22 protein-coding genes are annotated in these 26339 nt (G+C 70.3%); 14 read left to right on the top strand and 8 right to left on the bottom strand.

What is annotated here, in order from left to right:
- The first annotated feature begins 344 nt into the window (after positions 1-344).
- The 6 genes from FHR66_RS19530 to FHR66_RS19505 are packed head-to-tail and all read left to right on the top strand — an operon-like array spanning position 345 to position 6248.
- The gene (locus FHR66_RS19530; RefSeq protein WP_160966399.1) at positions 345-3176 is read left to right on the top strand and encodes a monovalent cation/H+ antiporter subunit A; all 2832 of its coding nucleotides are present in this window, start codon (positions 345-347) and stop codon (positions 3174-3176) included.
- Entirely contained in the window at positions 3176-3535 is a 360-nt protein-coding gene (locus FHR66_RS19525; RefSeq protein WP_160966397.1) for a Na+/H+ antiporter subunit C, read from the top strand. The genes FHR66_RS19530 and FHR66_RS19525 overlap by 1 nt, the downstream gene beginning before the upstream one ends.
- On the top strand, positions 3532-5094 hold the full coding sequence (locus FHR66_RS19520; protein ID WP_160966395.1) for a monovalent cation/H+ antiporter subunit D: 1563 nt from the start codon (positions 3532-3534) through the stop codon (positions 5092-5094). Before FHR66_RS19525 ends, FHR66_RS19520 begins: the two co-directional genes overlap by 4 nt.
- Before the next feature lies 1 nt (position 5095).
- The gene (locus FHR66_RS19515; protein WP_160966393.1) at positions 5096-5599 is read left to right on the top strand and encodes a Na+/H+ antiporter subunit E; all 504 of its coding nucleotides are present in this window, start codon (positions 5096-5098) and stop codon (positions 5597-5599) included.
- Complete coding sequence (locus tag FHR66_RS19510) at positions 5596-5880, top strand: K+/H+ antiporter subunit F (RefSeq protein ID WP_160966391.1); 285 nt, start codon at positions 5596-5598, stop codon at positions 5878-5880. The genes FHR66_RS19515 and FHR66_RS19510 overlap by 4 nt, the downstream gene beginning before the upstream one ends.
- Positions 5877-6248: a Na+/H+ antiporter subunit G gene (locus tag FHR66_RS19505; RefSeq protein ID WP_160966389.1), complete on the top strand. Its 372-nt coding sequence runs from the start codon at positions 5877-5879 to the stop codon at positions 6246-6248. The genes FHR66_RS19510 and FHR66_RS19505 overlap by 4 nt, the downstream gene beginning before the upstream one ends.
- A gap of 135 nt (positions 6249-6383) precedes the next feature.
- On the opposite strand, the gene FHR66_RS19500 is transcribed toward FHR66_RS19505, so the two are convergent.
- Complete coding sequence (locus FHR66_RS19500) at positions 6384-7334, bottom strand: calcium/sodium antiporter (protein ID WP_160966387.1); 951 nt, start codon at positions 7332-7334, stop codon at positions 6384-6386.
- Between the two features lie 212 nt (positions 7335-7546).
- Here FHR66_RS19500 and FHR66_RS19495 point away from each other — a divergent pair, with 212 nt between their 5' ends.
- From FHR66_RS19495 to fhuE, 3 genes are all read left to right on the top strand, one after another.
- Entirely contained in the window at positions 7547-8641 is a 1095-nt protein-coding gene (locus FHR66_RS19495) for a catalase family peroxidase (protein ID WP_160966385.1), read from the top strand.
- On the top strand, positions 8638-9207 hold the full coding sequence (locus tag FHR66_RS19490; protein ID WP_160966383.1) for a cytochrome b: 570 nt from the start codon (positions 8638-8640) through the stop codon (positions 9205-9207). Before FHR66_RS19495 ends, FHR66_RS19490 begins: the two co-directional genes overlap by 4 nt.
- Before the next feature lie 394 nt (positions 9208-9601).
- Positions 9602-11767, top strand: coding sequence for a ferric-rhodotorulic acid/ferric-coprogen receptor FhuE (gene fhuE, locus FHR66_RS19485; protein ID WP_160966381.1), 2166 nt, complete (start codon positions 9602-9604; stop codon positions 11765-11767).
- Between the two features lie 10 nt (positions 11768-11777).
- Here the strand turns inward: fhuE and FHR66_RS19480 are convergent, their stop codons facing one another.
- The 5 genes from FHR66_RS19480 to FHR66_RS19460 form a co-directional block, all read right to left on the bottom strand.
- Complete coding sequence (locus FHR66_RS19480) at positions 11778-13469, bottom strand: sensor domain-containing diguanylate cyclase (RefSeq protein ID WP_160966363.1); 1692 nt, start codon at positions 13467-13469, stop codon at positions 11778-11780.
- A 103-nt stretch (positions 13470-13572) separates the two neighbouring features.
- Positions 13573-14175: a response regulator gene (locus tag FHR66_RS19475; protein WP_160966361.1), complete on the bottom strand. Its 603-nt coding sequence runs from the start codon at positions 14173-14175 to the stop codon at positions 13573-13575.
- Positions 14176-14227: 52 nt separating this feature from the next.
- The gene (locus tag FHR66_RS19470; protein WP_160966359.1) at positions 14228-15427 is read right to left on the bottom strand and encodes a histidine kinase; all 1200 of its coding nucleotides are present in this window, start codon (positions 15425-15427) and stop codon (positions 14228-14230) included.
- 100 nt (positions 15428-15527) lie between these two features.
- A complete protein-coding gene (locus tag FHR66_RS19465) occupies positions 15528-16313 on the bottom strand; it encodes an ABC transporter permease (protein WP_160966357.1) in 786 nt (261 codons plus the stop codon).
- Positions 16310-17212: an ABC transporter ATP-binding protein gene (locus FHR66_RS19460; RefSeq protein WP_160966355.1), complete on the bottom strand. Its 903-nt coding sequence runs from the start codon at positions 17210-17212 to the stop codon at positions 16310-16312. The genes FHR66_RS19465 and FHR66_RS19460 overlap by 4 nt, the downstream gene beginning before the upstream one ends.
- 251 nt (positions 17213-17463) lie before the next feature.
- Here FHR66_RS19460 and FHR66_RS19455 point away from each other — a divergent pair, with 251 nt between their 5' ends.
- The 5 genes from FHR66_RS19455 (at position 17464) to FHR66_RS19435 (ending at position 24244) form a co-directional block, all read left to right on the top strand.
- Positions 17464-18711 carry an efflux RND transporter periplasmic adaptor subunit gene (locus tag FHR66_RS19455; RefSeq protein ID WP_160966353.1) on the top strand — a complete coding sequence of 416 codons (1248 nt, stop codon included), beginning with the start codon at positions 17464-17466 and terminating at the stop codon, positions 18709-18711.
- A 1004-nt stretch (positions 18712-19715) separates the two neighbouring features.
- Complete coding sequence (locus FHR66_RS19450; protein ID WP_160966351.1) at positions 19716-20405, top strand: ABC transporter ATP-binding protein; 690 nt, start codon at positions 19716-19718, stop codon at positions 20403-20405.
- Between the two features lie 13 nt (positions 20406-20418).
- Positions 20419-21576: an ABC transporter permease gene (locus tag FHR66_RS19445; protein ID WP_160966349.1), complete on the top strand. Its 1158-nt coding sequence runs from the start codon at positions 20419-20421 to the stop codon at positions 21574-21576.
- Between the two features lie 64 nt (positions 21577-21640).
- Positions 21641-22951, top strand: coding sequence for an ABC transporter permease (locus FHR66_RS19440; RefSeq protein WP_160966347.1), 1311 nt, complete (start codon positions 21641-21643; stop codon positions 22949-22951).
- A 150-nt stretch (positions 22952-23101) separates the two neighbouring features.
- Positions 23102-24244, top strand: coding sequence for an alpha/beta hydrolase (locus tag FHR66_RS19435; RefSeq protein ID WP_160966345.1), 1143 nt, complete (start codon positions 23102-23104; stop codon positions 24242-24244).
- 89 nt (positions 24245-24333) lie between these two features.
- On the opposite strand, the gene rarD is transcribed toward FHR66_RS19435, so the two are convergent.
- Together rarD and yedA are read right to left on the bottom strand one after the other, a co-directional pair.
- Complete coding sequence (gene rarD / locus FHR66_RS19430; RefSeq protein ID WP_160966343.1) at positions 24334-25251, bottom strand: EamA family transporter RarD; 918 nt, start codon at positions 25249-25251, stop codon at positions 24334-24336.
- Positions 25248-26150, bottom strand: a complete 903-nt coding sequence (gene yedA / locus FHR66_RS19425; RefSeq protein ID WP_160966341.1) for a drug/metabolite exporter YedA — start codon at positions 26148-26150, stop codon at positions 25248-25250. Before yedA ends, rarD begins: the two co-directional genes overlap by 4 nt.
- Positions 26151-26339 lie beyond the last annotated feature (189 nt).

Below are 26339 nucleotides of genomic sequence, written 5' to 3'. Positions count from 1 at the left end.
GCCACGGCGGATGGAGGCGCGCGATTACGCGGCGCTGGCATACGCAATCACCCACGATCGCCACGCTCACGGCGCCCTCGCCCTACGCCGCACGTGCCCGTGCCCGCGCCCGCATCGAGAGCGACAGGCCCCTCCGCTGCAGAACAACGCTCGTGCCACACGCATGGCGCACGCCCTGCACAGTCGGCAGTCGACAGCCCCGCGCACCGCTTACTCGCAGGCACATCACCTGCCTGCGGCTATGCTGTGCGCATGACCGTGCACGCCTTTCGTTCCCGCGCCGGCCAACGCCGTGACGCGCCTGTTACACTCGGGCTCCTGCTCGCGAATCTCGTATTCCCTGCATGATCCCAGCCCTCGACCTCCTGCTGGCCTTGCCGTTTCTGATGGCAGTGGCCGTGGTTGCCCTGCGCCACCGCTCGCGTGCCACCCTGGCCTGGGCCGCGGCGCTGGCGCCGTTGGCGGGCTTGGCAATACTGGGCGCGCTGACGCCGACCGTGCTCGAGGGCGGCATCGTCCGCGCCGACCACGCCTGGCTGCCGCAGATCGGCCTGCAGTTCTCGCTGCGCCTGGACGGGCTGGCCTGGATGTTCGCCGGCCTGGTGCTGGCGATCGGCGCGCTGGTGGTGATGTACGCGCACTACTACCTGAGCGCACGCGAGAACGCGGCGCGCTTCTACGCCTATCTGCTGCTGTTCATGGGCGCGATGCTGGGCATGGTGATCGCCGGCAATCTGTTGCTGCTGATGGTGTTCTGGGAATTGACCAGCATCAGTTCGTTCCTGCTGATCGGTTTCTGGTCGCACCGCCAGGACGCGCGCGACGGCGCGCGCATGGCCCTGGTGATCACCGGCGGCGGCGGCCTGGCGCTGCTCGGCGGCGTGCTGCTGCTGGGGCGCATCGTCGGCAGCTACCAGCTCGACGCGGTGCTCGCCGCCGGCGACGTGATCCGCGCCAGCCCGCTGTATCCGTGGGCGCTGGGGCTGGTTTTGCTCGGCATCTTCACCAAGAGCGCGCAGTTCCCGTTCCATTTCTGGCTGCCGCATGCGATGGCCGCGCCCACCCCGGTGTCGGCCTACCTGCACTCGGCGACGATGGTGAAGGCCGGCGTGTTCCTGCTGGCGCGGCTGCATCCGGCGCTGGCCGGCAGCGACCTGTTCTTCTACACGGTCAGCGGCATCGGCGCGGTCACCCTGCTCACCGGCGCCTGGTTCGCGATCTTCCAGCACGACCTCAAGGGCCTGCTGGCGTATTCCACGATCTCGCACCTGGGCCTGATCACCATGCTGTTCGGGCTGTCCACGCCGATGGCGGTGGTGGCCGGCGTGTTCCACATCCTCAACCACGCGGTGTTCAAGGCCTCGTTGTTCATGGCCGCCGGCATCATCGACCACGAGACCCACACCCGCGACATGCGCCGGCTCGGCAACCTGCGCCGCTGGATGCCGATCACCAGCGCGCTGGCGATCACCGCCTCGCTGTCGATGGCCGGCATCCCGCTGCTCAACGGCTTCCTGTCCAAGGAGATGTTCTTCGCCGAAGCGCTGGGCGCCGACGGTCCGGCGGCGATGCGCCTGTTCACCGCGACCTCGGCACTGCTGGCCGGCGTGTTCGGCGTGGCCTACAGCCTGCGCTTCGTCTACGAGACGTTCTTCGGCAAGGGCCCGCGCGATCTTGAGACGATGCCGCACGAGCCGCCGCGCTGGATGAAGATCCCGGTGGAGATCCTGGTGCTGGTGTGCGTGGCGGTCGGCATCGTGCCGGCGCTGACCGTGGCGCCGGTGCTGCGCAGCGCCGCCGGCGCGATCCTCGGCAACGCCCTGCCCGATTACAGCCTGGCCGTCTGGCACGGCTGGAACGCGCCGCTGGCGATGAGCATCGCCGGCGTGGTCGGCGGCGTGGCGCTGTATTTCGGCCTGCGCCGGTTGACCGCGCTGTACACCGAGGTGCGCCACTCGCTGGGCAAGCGCGTGTTCCACTGGCACGTGCAGACCCTGTTCGGCGTGGCCGCGCGCTTCACCCGCGTGCTCGCCAACGGCAGCCTGCAACGCAGCCTGCGCTGGCTGGTGCTGGCCGCGGTGGTGGTGGTGGCCGCGCCGCTGTTGAACGCGCCACCGTTGTGGCAGCAGTGGCCGGCGCCGCAGGGCATGCCGCTGCTGGGCTGGGGCCTGTGGCTGCTGATCCTCAGTTGCGCGCTGTCCACACTGTTCCTGTACCACCAGCGCCTGCTGGCGGTGCTGGTGCTGGGCGGCAGCGGGCTGGGCGTGAGCCTGGTGTTCGTGTTCCTGTCGGCACCGGACCTGGCGCTGACCCAGTTGTTGGTGGAGATGGTGACCCTGGTGCTGATGCTGCTGGGCATGAACTACCTGCCCAAGGCCTCGCCGCCGGAACCGCAGCGCTGGCGCCGCTGGCGCGATGCGGCCTTGGCGATCGTCGCCGGCGGCGGCATGGCGCTGCTGGCGTACTCGGTGATGACCCGGCCGGCAACGACCATGGCCGGCGAGCTGCTGCAGCGCGCGCTGCCGGAAGCCTACGGCCGCAACGTGGTGAACGTGATCCTGGTGGACTTCCGCGGCTTCGATACCTTCGGCGAGATCACCGTGTTCGGCATCGCCGCGCTGGTGGTGCACGCGCTGCTGCGGCGCGCGCGGATGGCGCCGGAGAAGGTGATGCCCGGGCCGCCGATCAAACTGCCGGTGCCGGCCGACCTGGCGCAGCTGATGTTCCCGCTGACCCTGACGGTGTCGATCTTCCTGTTCCTGCGCGGCCACAACGCGCCCGGCGGCGGCTTCATCGCAGGGCTGGTGCTGGCGGTGCCGCTGCTGATGCAGTACGTGATCCAGGGCGCGGCCTCGGTGGAGTCGCGCTTCGGCTTCGACTACATCCGCTGCATCGGCCTGGGCCTGCTGCTGGCCACGCTGGGCGGCATGGCCTCGATGCTGTTCGGGGTGCCGTTCCTGACCAGCGGCCATCTCGACCTGGCGCTGCCGCTGATCGGCAGCGTGCCGTTGGCCAGTGCGCTGATCTTCGATACCGGCGTGTATCTGGTGGTGTTCGGCGGGACCATGCTGTCGCTGTCGATGATGGGCACCATCAAGCCCTCGCGCACCCGCGATTCACAGCGCGGGCAGATCGACCCGGCGCAGCGTTCGCCCATCACCGGAGAGATGCACTGATGGAACTGGCACTGGCGAGCGCGATCGGGGTGCTGACCGCGGTGGGCGTGTACCTGCTGCTGCGGGCGCGCAGCTTCGACGTGATCCTGGGCATGACCGTGCTGTCCTACGCTACCAACCTGCTGATCTTCGCCGGCGGCCGGCTGGTGCAGGGCAAGGCGCCGGTGCTGCGCGACGGCATCGCCCCGACCCTGGCCGAACACGCCGATCCGCTGCCGCAGGCGCTGGTGCTGACTGCGATCGTGATCGCCTTCGCGATGACCGCGGTGAGCATCGTGCTGGCGATGCGCAGCCGCGGCGACAACCACAGCGACCACGTCGATGCGCGCCAGGATCCGGCCGAGGGCCAGGCGCCATGACCCATCTGCTGATCCTGCCGATCCTGATCCCGTTGCTCGGCGCGGCGCTGTCGCTGTTCGTGGAGCACCGCCGCTACGGCCGCAAGGTGCGCCGCGTGGTGGCCTGGACGGCGATGACGGCGCTGGCCGCGACGGTGCTGGCGCTGTGCGTGCAGGTGAGCGACGGCCAGGTCCACGCCTACCTGCTCGGCGACTGGCCCTCGCGGCTGGGCATCGTGCTGATGGCCGACCGCCTGTCGGCGTGGATGCTGGCGACCACCACCCTGCTCGCCGGCGCCTGCCTGCTGCACGCCTGCGCCGGCTGGGACCGGCGCGCGCCGCATTTCCACGCGCTGTTCCAATTCCAGCTGGTCGGCCTCAACGGCGCGTTCCTGACCGGCGACGTGTTCAACCTGTTCGTGTTCTTCGAGGTGATGCTGATCGCCTCCTACGGCCTGCTGCTCAGCGGCGGGCGCGGCCTGCGCCTGCGTGTGGGCTTCCACTACGTGGTGTTCAACGTCACCTCCTCCACCGTGTTCCTGATTGCGTTGGGCCTGCTGTACGCGCTACTCGGCTCGCTGAACATGGCCGAGCTGTCGCAGCGCGTGGCGCAGGCGCCGCCGCAGAACGTGGCGCTGATCAAGGCCGCGTTCGGCCTGTTGCTGCTGGTGTTCTGCGCCAAGGCCGCGCTGCTGCCGCTGTACCTGTGGCTGCCTGAAACCTATGCACGCGCGCCGGCGGCGGTGGCGGCGCTGTTCGTGATCATGACCAAGGTCGGCCTGTACGCGGTGCTGCGGGTGAGCACGCTGATCCTCGGCAACCAGGCGCAGGCGCTGGACGGCTATGGCCGCGACTGGCTGCTGTGGCTGGGCCTGGCGACGCTGCTGCTGGCCGCGCTGGGCGTGCTGGCGGCGGTGCGCCTGCGGGTGCTGATCGGCTACCTGGTGATCGTGTCGGCGGCAACGCTGTTCGTGGCCTTCGCCCTGGATGCGCCCGGCACGCTCGGCGCCGGCTTGTACTACCTAGCGCACAGCAGCTTCGTCGCCGCGGCGCTGTTCCTGATCGCCGACCTGATCCGGCGCCGCCGCGGCGGCGCCAGCGACCGTAAGGAGATCATCGCGCCGCTGCCCGGCAAGACCGTGCCCGGCGTGCTGTTCCTGATCGCGGCGATCTCGGTGGCCGGGCTGCCGCCGCTGTCCGGCTTCCTGGCCAAGGTGGCGATCCTCAGCGCGACGCCGGGCGGGCTGACCGGGCCGGTGTGGGCCGCGGTGCTGCTCAGCAGCCTGATGGTGATCATGGGCCTGACCCGCGGCGGCGTGCGCCTGTTCTGGCGCGTGCCCGGCGACCAGGAAACGGCCGAGGACGATACCGTGGAGCTGCCGCGCCCGGCCCCGCGCAAGGCGCCGGCGCGGCCGCTGGAAACCGCCGCCACCGTGCTGCTGCTCGGCTACGGCGTGGCGATGACCGTGGCCGCCGGGCCGCTGCTGCGCTACAGCGAGGCCGCCGCCGCGCAACTGCTGCGCCCGGCCGACTACACCACCCAGCTGCGCGGTACCGCGCCGATCCTGCGGGAGCCCTGACATGTCCGCCCGTCCCTGGTCGCGCCGCCTGTTCCCGTCCTGGCCGTTGAGCCTGACCGTCACCGCGTTCTGGCTGCTGATGAGCGACAGCTTCAGTCTCGGCCAGCTGCTGCTGGGCGCGATGCTCGGCGTGGCGGTGCCGCTGTTCGCCGCGCGCCTGGACCGCGAGTTCGCGCGCATCGGCTCGCTGCGCTCGGTGCCCAAGATGCTGTGCGTGGCGGCCTGGGACATCGTGCGCTCCAACGTGGTGGTGGCGCTGCAGGTGCTCGGCCCGGAGAAACGGATCCACCCCGGTTTCATCTGGGTGCCGCTCGACATCGCCAACATCCACGGTATCGCCGCGCTGACCAGCATGATCACCCTGACCCCGGGCACGGTGTCGGCGGCGTTGTCGGACGACCGCAAGTACCTGCTGGTGCACGTGTTGCACCTGGACGATGCCGAGACCGTGATCCGGCAGATCAAGACGCGCTACGAGGCGCCGTTGATGGAGATCTTCCCATGACCAGCAACATGTTCATCGAGACCACGATCGTCGTGTGCATGCACGTGGTGGCGCTGGCGATGCTGCTGGCGCTGTGGCGGCTGCTGCGCGGGCCGACCGTGCCCGACCGCATCCTGGCGCTGGACACGCTGTCGGTGACCGCCATCGCCGAGCTGATGCTGTTCGGCATGTACCTGGATTCGCCGGTGTACTTCGAGGCGGCGCTGATCATCGCCATGCTCGGCTTCGGCAGCACCGTGGTGCTGAGCAAGTTCGTGCTGCGCCGGGACATCGTCGAATGATCGCCGCACTGCAGGTCGGGCTGTCGCTGCTGTTGATCGTCGGCTGCTTCTTCATCCTGGTCGGCGCGCTGGGGCTGGTGAAGCTGTCGGACTTCTTCAAGCGCCTGCACGCGCCGACCAAGGCCAGCACCCTGGGCGTGGGCTGCGTGCTGCTGGCCTCGGTCGGCTACCACCTGTTCCTGGGCCAGGACCCGCAGCCGCGCGAGCTGCTGATCACCGCGTTCCTGTTCATCACCGCGCCGATCAGCGCGCACATGATGGCCAAGGCGGCGCTGTCGTTGATGCTGGAACAGCGGCCGCAGGTGCCGGGCAGCGACCACGCCGATCAGGAAGGGCTGCCGCCGCCGGAGCAGCCGGACGAGCGCTGAGCGCGCAGGTCTGCGTAGGAGCGGCTTTAGCCGCGACAGGCTTTAGCGGGAACGCCCGTCGCGGCTGAAGCCGCTCCTCCGACTGAAGCCAGCCGCTTTTTCCAATCCCCACTCCCGAATCCCCACTCTCGGCACTCAAGCCACCAACGCCAACTCCAGGCCCACCCAGGCCAGAAACGCCACCAGCAGCACCGCACCTTCGCCGCGGCTCAAGCGCATGTCGCCGCGCAGCATCGGGTACAGCACCACGGCCAGCGCAATCGCCGCCGGCAGCTCCAGCCGCACGAAGGAGGCCGGCAACGGCAGCGGCCGCAGCGCCGCCATGCCGCCGATCACCACCAGCAGGTTGAACAGGCTCGAACCCAGCACGTGGCCGACCACCATGTCGCCCTGGCCACGGCGTGCCGCGGCCACCGCGGCGGCCGCTTCCGGCAGCGCGGTGCCGATCGCCACCGGCAGCAGGCCGACCAGCAGCGGCGACAGGCCCCAGGCCGCACCCAGCTGCGGCGCATGCGTCACCACCAAGTTGGCGCCGGCGTTCAACAGCACGATGGCGATCAGCAGGCGCAGCAGGTTGAGCACCAGTCCGGTGCGGGTCACCGCGTAGCCGGACACGCCGAGCTGGCGCGCGGCCGGTTCGTGACGCGCGCGCAGCAGCAGGAACGCGACCACGCCGACGAAGGCCAGCAGCAGCGCCACGCCTTCGACGCGCGAGATCGCCCCATCCAGGCCGAAGCCGATCAGCGCCAGCGTCGCCAGGGTCAGCAGCACCAGCAGCGGCGGCAGCAGGCGGGTACGCAGCAGCAGCGGTGCCGCCAGCGCGGCCAGGCCCAGGGTCAGGCCGAGATTGGCCAGGTTGCTGCCGACCGCGTTGCCCAGCGCCAGATCCTGCGCGCCGGCCGCGTAGGCGCGCACATTGACCGCCAGTTCCGGCAGCGAAGTGCCGAAGGCCACCAGCAGCAACCCGGCCACGAACGGCGAGGCGCCGCAGCGCTGGGCCAGGCCGGAGGCCGCTTTCACGATCGAGTCCCCGCCCAGCGCCAGGAACGCCAGCCCCACCAGCACCCACCCGATCGCACCAGCCATCGCCGACTCCTGCCCGCAAGATGCGGCGATTCTATGCGCAGCGTCGATGATGCCGCCGTGGTCGTGCCCCGCCGCCCATGGCACGCTACGGCGGCCGACCGCGCGCAGCCCGCCCGCCACGACTGCACCGCGTTCATGCCCGACCGTGTCTGCTAGCGCCTGCCACGCGCCCGACCGCGTCCCTCCCTCGCCATCGCCACAGGAGCCGCCCCATGTCCCGTCCCGATCCCACACCGCCGCGGCGGCCCTGGCTGGCGCTGGCGGGCATCGCCGCGATCGCCGCCGTGCTCGCCGCCGCCTTCGCCTGGAGCGCCGGCTGGCTGGGCGGTCCGCAACGGCTGACCGCGCAACGCATGACCGACGCCATCGAAGCCGGCGGCCCGCCGCATCCGGGCTTCCGCCGCGCGCACAGCAAGGGCGTGTGCGTCAGCGGCCATTTCGAGGGCAACGGCCAGGGCAGCGCGCTGTCCTCGGCGCGGGTGTTCGCGCAATCCTCGGTGCCGGTGCTGGGCCGCCTGTCGATCGGCGGCGGCGACCCGCACGGCGCCGACGGTGCGGCGCGTGTGCGCAGCATGGCCCTGCAGTTGCGCAGCGACGACGGCCAGGAATGGCGCACGGCGATGAACAGCTTCCCGTTCTTCGTGGTCGCCAGTCCCGAGGGTTTCATGGCGCAGACCCTGGCCGCACAACCCGACCCGGCCACCGGCAAGCCGGACCCGGCGAAGATGGCGGCGTTCGTGCAGCGCTACCCGGAGGCGAAGAAGTTCCAGGAATGGGCCAAGACCGCGCCGTGGTCGAACAGCTGGGCCAACACCCAGTACAACGGCGTCAACGCGTTCCGCTTCACCGCCGCCGACGGCAGCACGCATGCGGTGCGCTGGTCGATGCGCCCGCAGACCCCGTTCGCGCCGTTGTCGGCCGAGCAACGCGCCAAGGCCGACGCCGACTTCCTCAGCGAGGACCTGCAGGCGCGGCTGGCACGCGGGCCGCTGCGCTGGGACCTGGTGCTGACCGTGGCAGCGCCCGGCGACCCGGTCGACGACCCGTCGCAGCCGTGGCCGCAGGACCGCCAGCAGGTGGTCGCCGGCACCCTGGTGCTGGACCATGCCGAGCCGCAGGCCACCGGGCCGTGCCGCGACCTCAACTACGATCCGCTGATCCTGCCGCGCGGCATCGCCGGCTCGGACGATCCGATCCTGGCCGCGCGCTCGGCGGTGTACTCGCAGTCCTTCAACCGCCGCGAGCGCGAGATCGCCCACGGCCAGGCCCCCGATGCCACCGGCACGCCGCATGGAGGTGCGCAATGAACCGCGACGACCGCTCCGCGCACTTCAACCTGCCCGCGCGGGTGCTGCACTGGCTGATGGCGGCGATGATCCTGACCATGCTGTTCGTCGGCGTGGGCATGGTCGCCTCGGTGTCGCAGCGGCCCTGGCTGCTGGACCTGCATCGCCCACTGGGCATCGCCATCCTGCTGCTGGCGCTGGTGCGCCTGGGCAACCGCCTGCGGCACCGGCCGCCGCCGCTGCCGGCCGACCTGCCGCGATGGCAGCAGGCCGCCGCGCATGCCTCGCACTGGCTGCTGTACGCGCTGATGCTGGCGATGCCGCTGCTGGGCTGGTCGATGCTCTCGGCCGGCGGCTACCCGATCGTGCTGTGGCCGGGCATGCAGTTGCCGCCGATCGCCCCGCACAGCCCGGCGCTGTACGCCTGGCTGCGCAGCGCGCACGGCTGGCTGGCCTACCTGCTGTTCGCCACGGTGCTGGCGCACCTGTGCGCGGCGCTGTTCCATGCCTGGGTGCGCCGCGACGGCGTGTTTTCGAGCATGGCGCGCGGCCCGGCGACGCCAGTCGCGCCGCACGACCAGACGTAGTCCCCCGGACACGCAGGCGGGGCCGCGCGAGCGGTGCCTGCGTGCACGCAGGCGCCGCCGCCGCGCCGCACTGGCCCCGCTCGCGCGCAGCGGCCGCCGCGGGGTCGCCCGCATCCGGGCCGCGCCAGGCATTTGTGTCGGCAACGACATGGTCCCGGCGTCGGGCCGCCGTTACACTTGTCGGCGGACGGGCACGCTCGTCCGCCCCCAGTTCTTCCCGCGCGCCGGTCGCCCCCATGGGAATCCGGCGCCGCGACCGCGCCAGCCAGCGCCGATGGTCCGCAGCCGCCACGCCGGCCTGCGGGCGCCCGCGCCAAGCCAGCTCACCATCCGATCGTCGTCCGGCGCTGCGTCCGCGCCGGCGATGGCCATGCCTGCTGCCTTGGAGTCCGCGATGTCCCGTGTTGCCCCCGCCTGCCGTTTCCCGCACCGTTCGGCCCTGGCCGTCGCCTGCCTGCTGGCCGCCGTGCCGACGTTCGCCGCGACACCGACCGCGGCCGCTGCAGACGGCGCCGACGACACCGAACGCGACGTCACCACCCTGGACAAGATCAGCGTCAAGGGCGAGCGCGCCGAGGGCTACAGCGTGCGCAAGACCAGTGCCGGTACGCGCTTCGAACTGGCGCCGCGGGAGATCCCGCAGTCGGTGAGCATCATCAGCCACCAGCGCATCGAGGATCAGGGCCTGGACGACATCATCGACGTGCTGGAGAACACCACCGGCGTGTCCAGCACGCGCTCGGACAGCGAGCGCTTCGAGTTCTACGCGCGCGGCTTCTACATCGACAACTACCAGTTCGACGGCATCCCGACCACGATGGTGCAGAACTGGAGCTACGGCGATTCGGCGCTGGACCTTGCGCTGTACGACCGCGTGGAAGTGGTGCGCGGCGCCACCGGCCTGCTCACCGGTGCCGGCAACCCCTCGGCCTCGGTCAACCTGATCCGCAAGCACGCCGACAGCGCCGAACTGACCGGCAGCGTCACCGTCAGCGCCGGCAGTTGGGGCCGCACGCGCTCCACGGTCGACGTGACCACGCCGCTCAACGCCAGCGGCACGGTGCGCGCACGGGTGATCGGCAGCTACCTGGATACCGATTCGTACGTGCAGCGCTACAGCCAGCGCAAGTCGCTGGGCTATGCGGTGATCGATGCCGACCTGACCCCGGACACCCAGCTGAGCGTGGGCTACGACTACCAGAACAAGCAGTCCGACGGCGTCACCTGGGGCGGCTTCCCGCTGTGGTACGCCGACGGCAGCCGCACCGACTATCCGCGCTGGTTCAACCCGGCCGCGGACTGGACGTTCTGGGACACCACCAGCAAGCGCGCCTTCGCCACCCTGCAGCACGCCTTCGGCAACGGCTGGCAACTCAAGCTCAACGCCACCCACGACCAGACCGACGTCACCGACAAGCTGTTCTACCCGTACTACACGATCTACGGTTTCGACCGCCAGACCGGCGCCGGCGTGGTGCCGTATTCGGGCTACTACATCATCGGGCGCAAGGTCGACGGCCTGGATGCCTACGCCGAAGGCCCGTTCCAGCTGGGCGGACGCGAACACGAACTGATGGCCGGGCTCAGTTACAACCGCCGCCGCTACGTGAACACCGGCGCCTTCGACTTCCCCGGGCCGCTGCCCAGCTATCTGGGCTGGACCGGCGCCTATCCGGAACCGGCCTGGTCGCCGATCAGCGAGTTCAGCCGCGGCACCGTCACCCAGAAGGCCGGCTATGCGGCGGCGCGATTGTCGCTGGCCGATCCGCTGAAGTTGATCGTGGGCGCGCGCTACACCGACTGGAAGGTGGACGGCGCCGAGAGCGGGGTGGGCTATGTGCTGCACCAGGAGAAGACCACGCCCTATGCCGGCCTGGTGTACACGCTCGACGACGTCTGGTCGGTCTACGCCAGTTACACCGACATCTTCCAGCCGCAGACCGCGCGCACCGCCAGCGGTGCCTACCTGGACCCGGTGATCGGCAAGAGCTACGAGGCCGGGATCAAGGGTGCCTGGTTCGACGACCGCCTCAACGCCGCGCTGTCGGTGTTCCGCATCGACCAGGACAACGTCGCCCAGGCCACTGCCGGATTCGTGCAAGGCACCACCGAGACCGCCTACGTCGCCGCGCAGGGCACGGTCAGCCGCGGTTTCGAGCTCGAGCTCAACGGTGAGCTGGCGCCGGGCTGGAACGCGACCTTCGGCGCCTCGCGCTACGTCGCCAAGGACGTTGCCGGCGCGGACATCAACAGCCAGCTGCCGCAGACCACGCTCAAGCTCTACAGCAGCTACACGCCACGCAGCCTGAGCGAACTGACCTTCGGCGGCGGCGTCAATTGGCAGAACCGCATCTACTACGTCGACCCCACCTATGGCCGCTTCGAGCAGAGCGGCTACGCGCTGGTCAGCGCCTTTGCGCGTTACCGCTTGTCGCCGGCGTTCTCGGTGCAGCTCAACCTCAACAACCTGCTCGACAAGCGCTACTACGCGCAGATCTACGGCTACGGCGCCTGGGGCGAACCGCGCAGCGGCGCGCTGAGCTTCAGTTGGTCGTTCTGAGCCAGCGCGGTCAGGCCTCGACGACGCACAGCGGCACATCGCCGGCGGCGGCGACGCGGTTGCGGCCGCTGCGCTTGCCGCGGTACAGCGCCGCATCCGCGCAGCGCAGCAGTTCCTCGGTGCTGCGGCCATGGTCCGGATAGGCGGCCACGCCGATCGACACGGTCACCGGCGGCAGCGCCTGGCCCTGGTGCTGCACCTGCAGCGCCGCCACCGCGGCGCGGATCTGCTCGGCGCGACGCTGCGCCGCGGCGGCGCTGGCGCCGGGCAGGATCACCGTGAACTCTTCGCCACCGTAGCGGCAGGCGATGTCCTCCGGCCGCACCAGCCCGGTCAGCAACTGGCCGAACGCGGCCAGCAAGGCGTCGCCGCCGGCATGGCCGAGGCGGTCGTTGAGCGCCTTGAAGTGGTCCAGGTCCAGCATCATCAGCGCCAGCGGCTGGTCGCGCCGCTCGCAGCGGGCCAGCTCGCGCACCAGCGATTCTTCCAGATAGCGGCGGTTGTACAGCCCGGTCAACGGATCGCGGATCGACTGCGTCTGCAGGCGCTGGCGCAGTTGCAGGTTGTGCAGCGCCATCGCCAGTTGCTCCGCCACCACCTCCACCAGGTGCAGCCGTTCGAGCAAGCCCGGATCGCGGCTGGACAGGTGGATCAGCCCCAGCGGCTCGCCCTGCACCATCATCGGCACGCAGGTGCCATGCCGCGTGGCGCCGGCGGCGTGCGCGCAGGCCGGCGCTGCGCCGGGCCGCTGGATCTGGGTGGCGCGGCGGCGCAGGCCTTCGCAGCCGCTCAGCGTCAGCGCCGGCGCGCACACCGCATCCTCGCCCCAGTGGGCCACGCAGACGGCCTGCTCGCCCGTCGCGTCGGTGCAGTACACGCTGCAGCCGGCGTCGCCGAGCAGGCGTTCCAGCGCCTGCCGTGCGACCTCCACCGCCTCGTCCTGCTGCACGCAGCTCTGCAGCCCACGGCTGCACCGGTTGAGTGTGCGCAGATCCTGTTCGGTGCGCTGCATCTGCTGCACGGTGCCCACCAGTAGCGCATTGGCATGGTGGCCGCGCTGCTCGGCCTGGCTGCGGCGGCCGATCTCGCGGCGCAGCAGCAGGTACAGGCCCAGGGTCAACGCGCACACCGCCGGGATGCCGACCACCGCCAGCCGGCGCAGCAGGTCGGCGTTGGCGGCGGTGGAGCGGGCGCTGCTGGCCAGCGCCGCGCGTTCGCTGCGCACCATGCTGTCGGTGTTGCGACGGATCGCCTGCGACAGCGCGCGGCCGTGCCGCGCGCGTTCGGGGTCGGGTTTGAGCAGGCCCGCGTCCTTGCCCTGGAAGCGGGCCACGGCGCGCGCGCTGTCGCGCATGCGCGCCTGGATCTGGGCCCGGACCTCCTGCAACCGCTGCTGCTGGGCCGGCTTGCCCTGCAGCAGCGTGGCCAGCTGCTGCAGCCGCGGCGGCAGCGCGCGCTGGCACTGCTGGAAGTCGACCAGATGCTCGGGGGTTTCCAGCAGCAGGAAGCCGCGCAGCGAGGCATCGCAGTCGGCGAGGTTGAGCTGCAGGCCATTGATCTCGGCGATGACCTGGTGGCTGCGCTGCACCGCGGCGGCATCGTCGAGGAAGCGCTCGCTGCCCACCAGTACCCCGCCACTGATGCCCAACAGCAGCAGCAAGGCCAGCGGCACGCCATAGCGGTTGATCATGGTGGAATGCATGGCGTCGGCCAGTGGGAAGGAGGGAGGCCGCGCGCGCCCCGCACGGCGCTGCGCAGTCAAGCGCAGGGAGCCATGCAAATTCCGGGCCGAACCGAGTGTGGCGTCACAGCCAGCCCTTCTGCCGGGCCAGCCGCGCCGCCTCGATGCGGTTGCCGACCCCGAGCTTGCCGATCGCCTCGGACAGGTAATTGCGCACCGTGCCCGCCGACAGTCCCAGCTGCGTGGCGATATCGCCGGCCGAGGCGCCCTCGCCGGCCAGGCGCAGCACCTGGCGTTCGCGGTCATTGAGCGGGTCGGCCTCGGACCAGGCTTCCAGCGCCAGTTCCGGATCGATCGCGCGGCCGCCGCGATGCACCTGGCGGATCGCCTCGATCAGCCGCTGCGGCGGCGCATCCTTGAGCAGATAGCCGCCGACCCCGGCGTCCAGCGCGCGCCGCAGGAAACCGGGGCGGGCGAAGGTGGTGACGATGATGACGCGCACCGGCAATTGCTGGCGCTGGATGCGCTGGGCCAGTTCCAGGCCGCTGAGGCCGGGCATCTCGATGTCGGTGACCAGCAGATCCGGCGCATGCGCCTGCAGCGCGCGCCAGGCGGCCTCGCCATCGGCCGCACTGGCGACCAGGTCCAGATCCGCTTCCAGGCCCAGCAGTGCGCCCAGCGCACCGCGCACCATCGCCTGGTCCTCCGCCAGCACTAAACGAATCACGGCACCCCCCGGTCCTTGTCGGCCCATTGTAGTGCCCGGCCCGGGCCGGCGCTCAGCCGAGCGCGGCGTCCTGATCCGCCGGGGCCTGCGTCCGCGGCGCCAGTGTGGCCTCCGGCACGGCCACCTCGGCCCGCGGCAACGGCGCGGCGGCGACCAGACAGGTGCCCAGGCCGCGCTCGGAGGCGATGCGCAGGCTGCCGCCCACCGCCTCCAGCCGCTCGCGCATGCTGCTCAGCCCGGTGCCCGGCTGCAGCGCGCCGCCGCGGCCGTCGTCGCGCAGTTCCAGCAAGGCCTGGCCACGCTCGCACCACAGCCGCAGCTGCGCGTTGCGGGCAGAGGCATGCCGCTGGATATTGGTGGCGGCCTCGCGCAACACCAGCGCGAACACCGTCTCCAGCTGCGGGCACGGCGGCAACGCCTCGACCTGGTAGCGGAAGGTCACCCCCGACGATTCCAGCAGCAGCTTGGCCGAGGCGATCTCCGCCGCCAGCTGCGCCGCGCGGATGCCACTGACAGCGCGTCGCACCTGGCCCAGCGCCTCGCGTGCGACCTGGCCCACCTCCTCCATCTCGCGCTGCGCTGCGGCGGCGTCGTGGGCGAGCAGACGCGTGGCCAGGTCCGATTTCAGCGCCACCAGCGACAGGGTGTGGCCGAGCAGGTCGTGCAGGTCGCGGCCGATGCGCTCGCGCTCGGCCACCGCCGCCAGGCGCCGCACTTCCTCGTGGCTCAGGCGCAGTCGCGCCTCGCCGCGCGCACGCCGCTCGAAGCTGATGTTCATCAGCCCCACCGACAGGCCCACCACCACCGCGCTGACCATGTACAGCGGCGACCAGCCACGCAGCGTCCACGCCAGCGCGAACACCGCCAGTACCAGCAGCATCGCCACCACCGCACGCACCGGCTCCAGGCAGAACGCCAGGAAGGCACAGGCATAGATGATGTAGCACTGCGCACCAGGGTTGTACGGCAATAGCACCAATGCCAGCGCCGTCATGCCCGCCACGCACCAGGGCAAGTAGCGCCGGTGGCGGTAATAGGCCACGTAGTACAAGGCGAGGAACACCGCATAGCTGGCCAGGGTCGGCGCGACCCAGTTGCGGAAGTAGTGCGGTTCGTACAACGGGGTGACGAACAGCCAGATCGACCACACCAGCGACAGCCACACGAACCAGTGGGTGCTGGACTTGGCCGAGCTCCAGCCGATGCGGCGGGCGATCAACGAGTCGGGCGAGGCGTGCAGCAAGGCGATCACGTCGGGCTCCCAGGGCGGCACGGCTGCCGCGGCGCATAGCTTAGCGAAGGCGCCGGCGCGCAGAGCCGCGCGACGGCGCCGGGATCGGCAGGGCGCACCATCAGCCGCGGCGCAGGCGCCGCTGCGCCAGTGCGTAGAACACCACCGTCACCGCCAGCAGTGCGGCGACATGGCCGGCACTGCCATGGCCATCGCCCTGTCCGACCACGCGCAGCGCCAGCTGGCCCAGGTGATAGGACGGCCACAGCGGCGCCAGCGTGGTCAGCCACGCGGGCAGCAGCTGCAGCGGGATCCACAACCCCGACAGGAACGCCATCGGCAGGTAGATCAGGTTGACCAGCGCCGGCGCGCCGCTGCCGCCGGCGTAGGCACCCAGCGCCAGCCCGATCGCGCAGAACGGCAGCGTGCCCAGCACGTCCACCAGCAGCAGCCCGATCCGCTGCATCGGCGTCAGCATGACCCCGCCAAGCAGTGCGGCCAGCGCCTGCAGCACCACCCCGATCGCCAGCGCGAACGCCATCGCCAGCGCGGTGCGCGCCAACAGCAGCGCCAGCGGCGGCACCGGCATCGCCCGCTTCAGCGCCAACAGCCCGCGCTCGCGGTCCAGCGCCAGGCCGACGCCGAAGCCGAACAAGGCCGGCGCCATCACCCCGAACACGCTGTAGCTAGCCATCAGGTACACCGCCGCATCGTGGCGCCCATGATTGAGCAGCACGCCGAACAGCAGGTAGAACAGTGGCGGGAACAGCAGCGTCGGCAAGGCGAAGGATGGCGTGCGCAGCCAGCGCACCACCTCGTAGCGGATTTCGCGCAGCAGCAGCGCGAGCTGGTCACGCAACGACCAGGCGGCCGCCGGCGGGGCAACGGAAAGATCGATCGGGTTCATGCAGCCTCCGCACGGGTGATGGCGAGAAAGGCGTCGGCAAGGCCGGCACGGCGGACTTCCAGTGCCTGCAGCGCTGGATCGCTGGCGAGCAGCCGCGCCACCACCGGCTCGGCCGGCTCGGCGACCACCTCCAGCACGCCATCGCGGTTGTCGGCGCGGCGCACTTGCGGCCACTGCGCCACCTGCGCGGCCGGCAGCGCGCTACGGCAGCGGATGGTGCATTGCTCGAAGCGTGCGCGCAGCTCGGCGACGCTGCCCTCGGCGATCAGCGTGCCGCGCTGCAGCACCGCCACCCGATCGGCGAGCGCCTCGGCCTCTTCCAGATAGTGCGTGGTCAGCAGCACCGCGCAGCCATCGGCGACCAGTTCGCGGATCGCCCGCCACAGGCCCTGCCGCGCCTCGATGTCCAAGCCGGTGCTGGGCTCGTCCAGGAACAGCACCTGCGGCCGCCCGCAGATCGCCATTGCGAACTGCACACGCCGCTGCTGGCCGCCGGACAACTGGCCGTAGCGGCGTGCCATCAACCCGTCCAGCCCGGCCAGCGCCACGCAGTCGGCGACGCTGCGCGGCGTCGGGTAATAGCCGCGCGCCTGCAGCAACAGTTCGCCCACGCGCAGCGTCTCCGGCAGCCCAGCGGTCTGCAGCATCGCCCCGGCCTGGCGGCGCGCCGCCAACGACCGCGGATCCTGTCCGCACAGGCGCACGCTGCCGGCGTCGGGCGTCTGCAGCCCGAGCAGCAGGCTCACCGCGGTGCTCTTGCCGGCACCGTTGGCGCCCAGCAGCGCCAGCAACTGGCCGCGGCGCAACTGCAGGTCGACGCCGTCGAGCGCAACCAGCGCGCCGTAGCGCTTGTGGACGCCGCTGAGCTGCGCCAGCGGCAACGCATCGTGATCGGACATGGGACGCTCCCGGAATGGCAAGGAGCGTCTAGGCTGCGCCGCGACGGGGCCGCCGCCCAGTGTGGCGCGTCAACTGCAGCGGATGACATCTGTCACTGGCAGCCCCGGCACGATTGCCGCATGCTGCGATCCACGCCGAGGGGCGGCGTTCTCCCGCGACATCGCACCGCAGAAAGTGACTTCCGGCCATGCCCACGGCGACCGGACGCTCGCACACTGCAGCGCGCCGACCGTTTTCGATCAAGGACACGATGAGTACTTCCTCCGACCTGCTCAAGGAACTCCGTATCGACCGCAAGGCGCCGCCGAGCGAACCGCCGTCGCGGCGCGGGCTGTGGATCGCCGTGGTCCTGCTGGTGGTGCTGCTCGCCCTCGGCGCCGGCGCCTGGCTGCTGTTCGGCCGCAGCAAGCCGCTGGAAGTGCGCACCGCCGCGGTGGTGGCGATCGCGCCCGGCAGCAGCAGTGCCTCGGTGCTAGACGCCAGCGGCTACGTGGTGGCGCGGCGCATGGCCACGGTCTCGGCCAAGATCACCGGCAAGGTCCGCGAGGTGCGCATCGAGGAAGGCATGCGCGTGGAGGAAGGCCAGGTGATGGCGACGCTGGACCCGATCGACGCCAACGCGCAGCGGGTGCTGTCGGCCTCGCAACTGGATGCGGCGCGCAGCCTGGTGGCCAACATGCAGGCGCAGGTGCGCCAGGCCGATGCCGACGCGCAACGGCTGCAGACCCTGGCCGGCCAGCAGTTGGTCTCGCGCTCACAATACGAGCAGGCGGTGGCGCAGCGCGACGCCCTGCGCGCGCAGTTGCAGAACGCGCAGCGCAACGTCGCGGTGGCCGGCAACCAGTTGTCGATCTCCGATCTCAACGTCGACAACACCATCGTGCGCGCACCGTTCTCCGGTGTGGTCACCGCCAAGGCGGCGCAGCCGGGCGAGATCGTCTCGCCGCTGTCGGCCGGCGGCGGCTTCACCCGCACCGGCATCGGCACCATCGTCGACATGGAGTCGCTGGAGATCGAGGTCGAGGTGGGCGAGTCCTACATCGGCCGGGTCAAGCCGGGCATGCCGGTGGAAGCGGTGCTCAACGCCTACCCGGACTGGAAGATTCCGGCCGAGGTGATCGCAATCATTCCCTCCGCGGACCGCGGCAAGGCGACGGTGAAGGTGCGCGTGGCACTGAAGCAGAAGGACGCGCGGATCGTGCCGGAGATGGGCGTGCGGGTCAGCTTCCTGGAGGCGCCGCAGCCGCAGGCGCAGGACAAACCGCAGGGCGTGCGGGTACCGGGCGCGGCGATCGTCAAGCGCGAGGGCCAGGACGTGGCGTTCGCGGTCAAGGAGGACAACACGGTCGAGCAGCGCGCGCTGAAGACCGGCATCGCCCTGGGCGACGATCGCCAGGTGCTGTCCGGCCTGGCCGCAGGCGACACGGTGGTACTGGATCCGCCGGAGGTTTTGCATGCCGGCATGCAGGTGAAGACGGCGGAGGCGGCTGCGCAGTAGCGCGCCGCCGTCTTCGCCTGACGTATTCGATGTCCCCGCTGCGGCAGACCGCAGCCGCACGACTCTGGCTTTAGCTGTTGCTTTAGCTGTTGCTGTTGCTGTGGCTGTGGCTGTGGCTGTGGCTGTGGCTGTGGCTGTGGCTGTGGCTTTGGCTTTGGCTTTGGCTGTGGCTGTGGCTGTGGCTTTGGCTTTGGCTGTTGCTCTTGCTTTTGCTATACCGGGTTCCCTTCCGCAGCGGCGGATGGACCGGGGAAAAACCCGAAGGGCGGCGTACATGGATGTACGCCGTTCGCGGCAGGGGCAGGATGCCCCTTCCGCGAATCCCCGGTGCATCCGCGGACCCGGAGCGCGCAGCGCGGAGGGCGCAAGGCAGGGCGCGCTTTCTTTTGGTTACTTTTCTTTGCGCGAGCAAAGAAAAGTGACTCGCCCGAAAGGGCGAAAGCCTTTGCTCCAAGCTTTGGTGTCATATGAGAAAAACTGTAGGAGCGGCTTTAGCCGCGACAAACGTAATTGGTCATGTCTGTCGCGGCTAAAGCCGCTCCTACGATCCAGCGGTCGCCACCGTAGCAGCAAGAGCAAGTGCAAGTGCAAGTGCAAAGCTTTCGCCTGACGGCGAGTTACTTTTCTTTGCTTGTGCAAAGAAAAGTAACCAAAAGAAAGCACACCCTGCCTACGCGCCCTCCGCGCTAACGCGCTCCGGGTCCGCGTCCATCACGGGGATCCGCGGAAGGGGCATCCTGCCCCTGCCGCGGACGGCGTACATCCATGTACGCCGCCCCTTCGGGGTTTTTCCCCGTGATGGCCGCCGCTTCGGAAGGGAACCCGGTAAATCAAAAGCCGGAGCAACCGCAACGGCAGAAGCAACAGCAACAACAAGAGCAACAACTGCACCTGCACCTGCATCGCACCTGCAACCGCAACCGCAACCGCAACCGCAACGGTACCCCCGCGCCGCCATCTGCGACCGCATCGCCTCCACCTCGTCCACCGCCAGGAACACCACCATGTCCACCCTCGTCACCCTGCGCAACGTCACCAAGACCTACCAGCGCGGCCCCGAGAAAGTCCAGGTCCTGCACGGCATCGACCTGGATATCGCCCGCGGCGACTTCGTCGCCCTGATGGGACCGTCCGGCTCCGGCAAGACCACCTTGCTCAACCTGATCGGCGGGCTGGACTCGCCCAGCGGCGGCGAGATCGAGATCGAAGGCCAGCGCATCGACCGCATGAGCGGCGGTCAGCTCGCCACCTGGCGCAGCCACCACGTCGGCTTCGTGTTCCAGTTCTACAACCTGATGCCGATGCTCACCGCACAGAAGAACGTCGAACTGCCGCTGCTGCTGACCTCGCTCGGCGCCGCCCAGCGCAAACGCAATGCCGAGATCGCGCTGACCCTGGTCGGCCTGGAAGACCGCCGCAACCACAAGCCCAGCGAGCTGTCCGGCGGCCAGCAGCAGCGCGTGGCCATCGCCCGCGCCATCGTCTCCGACCCCACCTTCCTGATCTGCGACGAACCCACCGGCGACCTGGACCGGCGCTCGGCCGAGGACGTGCTGGGCCTGCTGCAGGAACTCAACCGCAGCCACGGCAAGACCATCGTCATGGTCACCCACGACCCCAAGGCCGCCGAGTACGCCACCCATACCGTGCACCTGGACAAGGGCGAGCTGGCCGACGCGCCGGCCGCGCACTGAGCGAGGCGATGCCATGAAGTATTTCTCGTTGATCTGGGCGCAACTGTTCCGCAGCAAGACGCGGACATTACTGACCCTGTTCTCGGTGATCGTCGCGTTCCTGCTGTTCGGCCTGCTCGACTCGGTCCGCGTCGCGTTCACCGCCGGCGGCTCGGTGGAAGGGGTCAACCGCCTGGTGGTGGCCTCGCGCCTGTCGATCACCCAGTCGCTGCCGGTGCGCCTGGAGTCGCAGATCCGCAGCGTGCCCGGCGTGCGCGACGTGACGTATGCGATGTGGTTCGGCGGCATCTACAAGGACCCAAAGGACTTCTTCCCCAACTTCTCGGTCGCGCCGAACTTCTTCGACGTGTACAGCGAGTACGAGATGCCGCCGGAGCAGCTCAAGGCCTTCCGCGACACCCGCACCGGGGCGGCGGTGGGCGAGGCGCTGGCGAAGAAGTACGGCTGGAAAGTCGGCGACGTGATTCCGCTGCAGGCCACCATCTTCCCCCGCGGCGGCAGCAACGACTGGCCGCTGGAGCTGAAGGCGATCTTCCGCGCCAAGGACCGCGCCAACGTGCAGGCGGAAAACCAGTTGATGATGAACTGGAAGTACTTCGACGAGAGCAACGACTACATCAAGGGCAAGGTCAGCTGGTACACGGTGCGGCTGGACAACCCCGAGCACGCCTCGCGGGTGGCGCAGGCGATCGATGCGCTGTCGGCCAATTCCGACCACGAGACCAAGTCGCAGACCGAGTCGGCGTTCCAGCAGGCCTTCGTGAAGCAGTTCGCCGACATCGGCCTGATCGTCACCTCGATCATGGGCGCGGTGTTCTTCACCCTGGTGCTGCTGACCGGCAACACCATGGCGCAGGCAGTGCGCGAACGCATCCCGGAACTGGCCACGCTCAAGACCCTGGGCTTCCAGGACCGCACCGTGCTGACCCTGGTGATCGTGGAGTCGGTGCTGCTGATCGTGCTCGGCGGCCTGCTCGGCATGGCGCTGGCGGCGGCGGCGATCCCGGTGCTGGCCAGCGCCAGCCGCGGCGCGCTGCCGGTGCACGCGGTGCCGGCGCAGACCTGGCTGATCGGCGCGGCGCTGATGCTGGTCATCGGCGTGGTGGTCGGCCTGCTGCCAGCGCTGCGCGCGCAGCGGCTGAAGATCGTCGACGCCCTGGCCGGGCGCTGAGCCCGCGCCTTCTCTCCAGCACATCGATGCCACGGACGGCAAAGCAGACCCGAGGAACAACGCAATGAAGATGCAATGGTTATGGAATGTCCTGGCGATCGCGGCGCTGGCGATCGGCCTGGGAATCTGGATCGCCCTGCCCTGGTTCCTGGTCCTGGCGTTGGTGGCGGTGCTCGCCGTGTTGCTGCTGGCCACCCGCAGCGGCCGGCTGTCGCTGGCCGCCGCACGCATCGGCATCGCCAGCCTGCCGCAGCGCTGGGGCGCCAGTTCGGTGATCGTGGTCGGCATCGCCGGCGTGGTCGGCGTGCTGGTGGCGATGCTGGCGATGGGCCAGGGTTTCCAAGCGACCCTGGACAGCACCGGCGACGACACCACCGCCATCGTGCTGCGCGGCGGCTCCCAGGCCGAGACCAACTCGGTCATCCTCCGCGACCAGGTGCCGCTGATCGCCGGCCTGGCCGGGGTGGCGCGCGGGGCCGACAACCGCCCGCTGGTCTCGCCGGAGCTGTCGCAGGTGGTGAACCTGCAGTCCAAGTCCGACGGCACCGACGTCAACGCGCAGTTCCGCGGCGTCGGCGAGCAGGGCTGGGCGGTGCACGACAAGGTCAGGATCGTGCAGGGCCGTCGCTTCACCCCCGGCCTGCGCGAGATCGTGGTCGGCAAGGGCGCGCAGTCGCAGTTCCGCGGCCTGCAGCTCGGCCAGCGCCTGACCTTGGGCAACCAGGCCTGGACCGTGGTCGGCGTGTTCGCCAGCGGCGACGCGCACGACTCGGAACTGTGGACCGACACCCAGACCCTGGCCACCACCTACAACCGCAGCGCCTACCAGTCGATCAGCGTGCGCACCCAGGGCCAGGACGGCTTCCGCCAGTTCAAGGCGGCAATGGACGCCGACCCGCGGCTGAAACTGGACGTGTTCACCACCCGCGAGTACTACCGCAAGCAGGGCGGCAACCTCAGCAAGGTGCTGGAGGTCCTGGGCACCTTCATCGGCACCATCATGGCGATCGGCGCGGTGTTCGGCGCGCTCAACACCATGTACGCGGCGGTCGCCACCCGCGCCCGCGAGATCGCCACCATGCGCGCGCTGGGCTTCCGCGGGCTGCCGGTGGTGGTGGCCGTGATGCTGGAGACCATGCTGCTGGCGCTGCTCGGCGGGGTGCTGGGCGGGCTGATCGCCTGGGCGATCTTCAACGGCTACAGCGTGTCCACGCTGGGCAGCAACTTCAGCCAGGTGGTGTTCCAGTTCAAGGTCTCCCCGCCGCTGCTGTGGACCGGGCTGAAGTGGGCGCTGGGCATCGGCCTGGTCGGCGGCCTGTTCCCGGCGCTGCGCGCGGCGCGGCTGCCGATCACCACCGCCCTGCGCGCGCTGTAGCGCCACGGCTGAACGCGCCGGGTCGGGACCCCTGTCCCGGCCCGGCCCAATGGCCGCTGACGCGTCATCGTTTCGTCATCGAAACGCGGTAGAACGGCCGCCGCCGAGGCGCTAGCCTGCGCGGCCATTTGGTTCCACGCCGCCACCCCCATGTCCTCGCGCCTGCGCCTGTTGCTCGTCCTCTGCGCCAGCCTGTGGCTGAGCGCCTGCTCTTCCACCTCGCTCAGCGACCGCCTGGTCGCGCCGGGCGGCGTGTCGCCGCTGATGGACGAGGAGCGCATCCAGAGCCTGCTGGCGACCCTGCCCAACCGCAGCGGCCACGTGCTGGTGCCAGGCGGCATCCCGATCTTCTGGCGCGCCATCGATCCGGGCGACTACCACATGCGCTACCGCTACGAGCACGCCGGCCGCGACGCCAGCGGCCACGAGCACGCCGACTTCGCCATGGACGTGGCGACCCCGGCGCCGGCCACGCAGATCGCCCCGCGCGGCACCGTGGTGTTGCTGCACGGCTGGATGATGGACGGCGACTCGCTGCTGCCATGGTCGCTGGACCTGGCCCAGGCCGGCTACCGCAGCATCAGCATCGACCTGCGCAACCACGGCCGCTCCGGCGGCGGCCCGGCCGGCTACGGCACCCGCGAGTCGGACGACGTGGTCGCGGTGATCCGCGCGCTGCGTGCCAGCGGCGAGGTGCAGGGTCCGCTGTACCTGTTCGGCGTGTCCTATGGCGCGGCCACCGCGCTGTTCGCCGCGCAGAAGCTCGGCGACCAGGTCGATGGCGTGGTCGCGATGGAATCCTTCGCCAACGCCGGCCGCGGCATCCGCGACATGATCCCGCACATGCTCGCCAGCCGCCCGCGCGGCTGGATGGCCAGCGCGGCGATGGACCTGGCGCGCTGGCGCTACGGCAGGCAGAACCTGGACGCGGTGATCGCCAACGCCAACCAGCGCCTGGCGCTGAACCTGGACCAGGTCGACGTCACCGCCGCCGCGCGCGCCGCACCGGCCTGCGTGCTGCTGCTGCACGGCAGCGCCGACCAGCACATCCCGGTGGCGCACGGCCGCCTGCTGGCGCTGGACGCACCGCGCGCGCACTACCTGGAGATGCCCGGCGAGAACCACCTGAGCCTGCCGATGCGGCTGGACCTGCTGGCACCGACCGTGGAGGACTGGTTCGCGGAGCTGCCGGCACAGCGTCACGATGGCCGCTGCCCGCAGCCGCTGCCGCCGCGTGCGGACCCCGAGCTGCAGCTGACCGGTGGGCCGGCCGCGAGCGGTAGCCGCGGCTGAGCCGGGAGTGGGAAGTCGGGATTGGGGATTCGTAAGAGCGGCTGCGCTGGCGACCTAGGCGGGCGCCGGCTCTTGCCAATCCCGAATCCCTAATCCCGAATCCCCGCTCGCCGCCACACACCCGACCGCCATAGACTCTCGCCCGCGAACAGCAGCAACCCGATCCAGATCGCGGCGAAGCCGATGGCCTTGCCGGTGTCGAACGGCTCGCGGAAGAACCACACGCCCAGCAGCAACTGCAGGCTCGGCGCGATGTACTGCAGCAGCCCGACCAGCGACAGCGGGATGCGCCGCACGCCGTAGGCGAAGCCGATCAGCGGCACCGCGGTGACCACGCCGCCGAACACCAGCAGCAGGTCGTTGCGCCAGCCCCACTCGCCGGCGAAGCCGCCGCCGTGGCCGGCCTCGCCCCACAGCACGAAGCCCAGCGCCGGCAGGAACAGGTACAAGCTCTCCACGCCCAGCCCGGCCACCGCATCCACCTGCACCAGCTTGCGCAGCAGGCCGTACAGCCCGAACGAGCCGGCCAGGCCCAGCGCGATCCACGGCAGCGTGCCGGCGTCGACGGTGAGCCACGCCACGCCCAGCGCGGCGCAGGCCACCGCCAGCCACTGCAGCGGGCGCAGCCGCTCATGCAGCACCAGCACCCCGAGCAGCACGTTGACCAGCGGATTGATGAAATAACCCAGGCTGGTCTCGATCACATGGCCGGCATTGACCGCCCAGATGTACAGGCCCCAGTTGAAGGCGATCGCCAGGCTGCTCAGCACCAGCGTGGCCAGCGCGCGCGGCTGCGCGGCGATGCGCCGCCACCACTGCATGCGCGCGCTGTATACCAGCCACGCCACTACCAGCAATGTGCTCCAGACGATGCGGTGAGCGATGATGTGCGGCGACGGCACCGCCTGCAGCAGGTGCCAGTACACCGGCACCACGCCCCACAGTGCGAAGGTCGCCGCGGTGATCCACAGGCCGCGCCGGGCCTCCTGCTCGGCGACCGCGGTCATCGCCGCGTCCTCGCCACGGTGATCACCACCACGCCGGTCAGGATCACCGCCATTGCGCCGAAGTCGCTGGCGCTGAAGCGCTCCTGGCCGAGCCAGCTGCCCAGCGCCACCGCGATCACCGGATTGACGTAGGCATAGCTGCCGGCCAGCGCCGGGCGCACGTTCTGCAGCAGCCACACGTAGGCGGTGAACGCGACGATCGAGCCGAACACGCACAGGTAGGCCACCGCCAGCATCCCCTGCGCGCTCGGCAAGGTGTGCAGGCGCTCGCCGCTGAGCAGGCCGATCGCCACCAGCATCACGCCGCCGCACAGCATCTGCCCGGCGGCGGCCATGAACGGCATCGGCAGATCGCGCCCGCGCGACCACACCGAACCGAACGCCCAGCCCACCGGCGCGATCAACAGCAGCACCAGGCCCAGCGGGCTGGCATTGAGGCTGCTGCCGGCATTGAGCCACACCACCCCGGCGAAGCCGACCACGATCCCCAGCCATTCGCCGCGGCTGGCGTGGTGCCCGCGCAGCGTGCCGAACAGCGCCATCCACAGCGGCACCGAGGCCACCGCCACCGCTGCCAGCCCCGAGGACACCTGGCGCTCGGCCAGCACCACCAGGCCATTGCCGCAAACCAGCATGAGCGCACCGAGCATGGCCAGCGGCCGCCACTGCGCGCGCGTGGGCGCGGCCACCCCGCGCCAGCGCAGCACCGCGTACAGCACGCTGCCGGCGATCACGAAGCGGGTTCCGGACACCACGCTCAGCGGCGGCGCGCCGCCTTCCAGGGCGAAGCGGATCGCCAGATAGGTCGAGCCCCAGACGACGTAGACCAGGAACAGGGCGAGAACGACGAAGCCACCGCGCGCAGGTGCGGCGGCGGCCGTGGAAGAAGGGGAAGACATGCGTGCACGCGGAACGGGTATGGCGCAATTCTAGGCCAGCGGCCACGGGCGGCGACAGCCGCGCACCGGCGCCAATGGCGGCACGCTGTTTTGCGCAATTCCGATGCGGGACGGGTGCCTGTGCTTCGTCCCTCCTTGGCGACAGGCGCGCGCGCATCGGCAGGTCGCCCCATCGCCTCGCCATGCTCG

The sequence above is a fragment of the Xanthomonas sp. F4 genome, assembly GCF_011761895.1.
The sequence above is the reverse complement of the archived record's forward strand: the minus strand, read 5'-3'. Positions and strand labels throughout refer to the sequence as shown.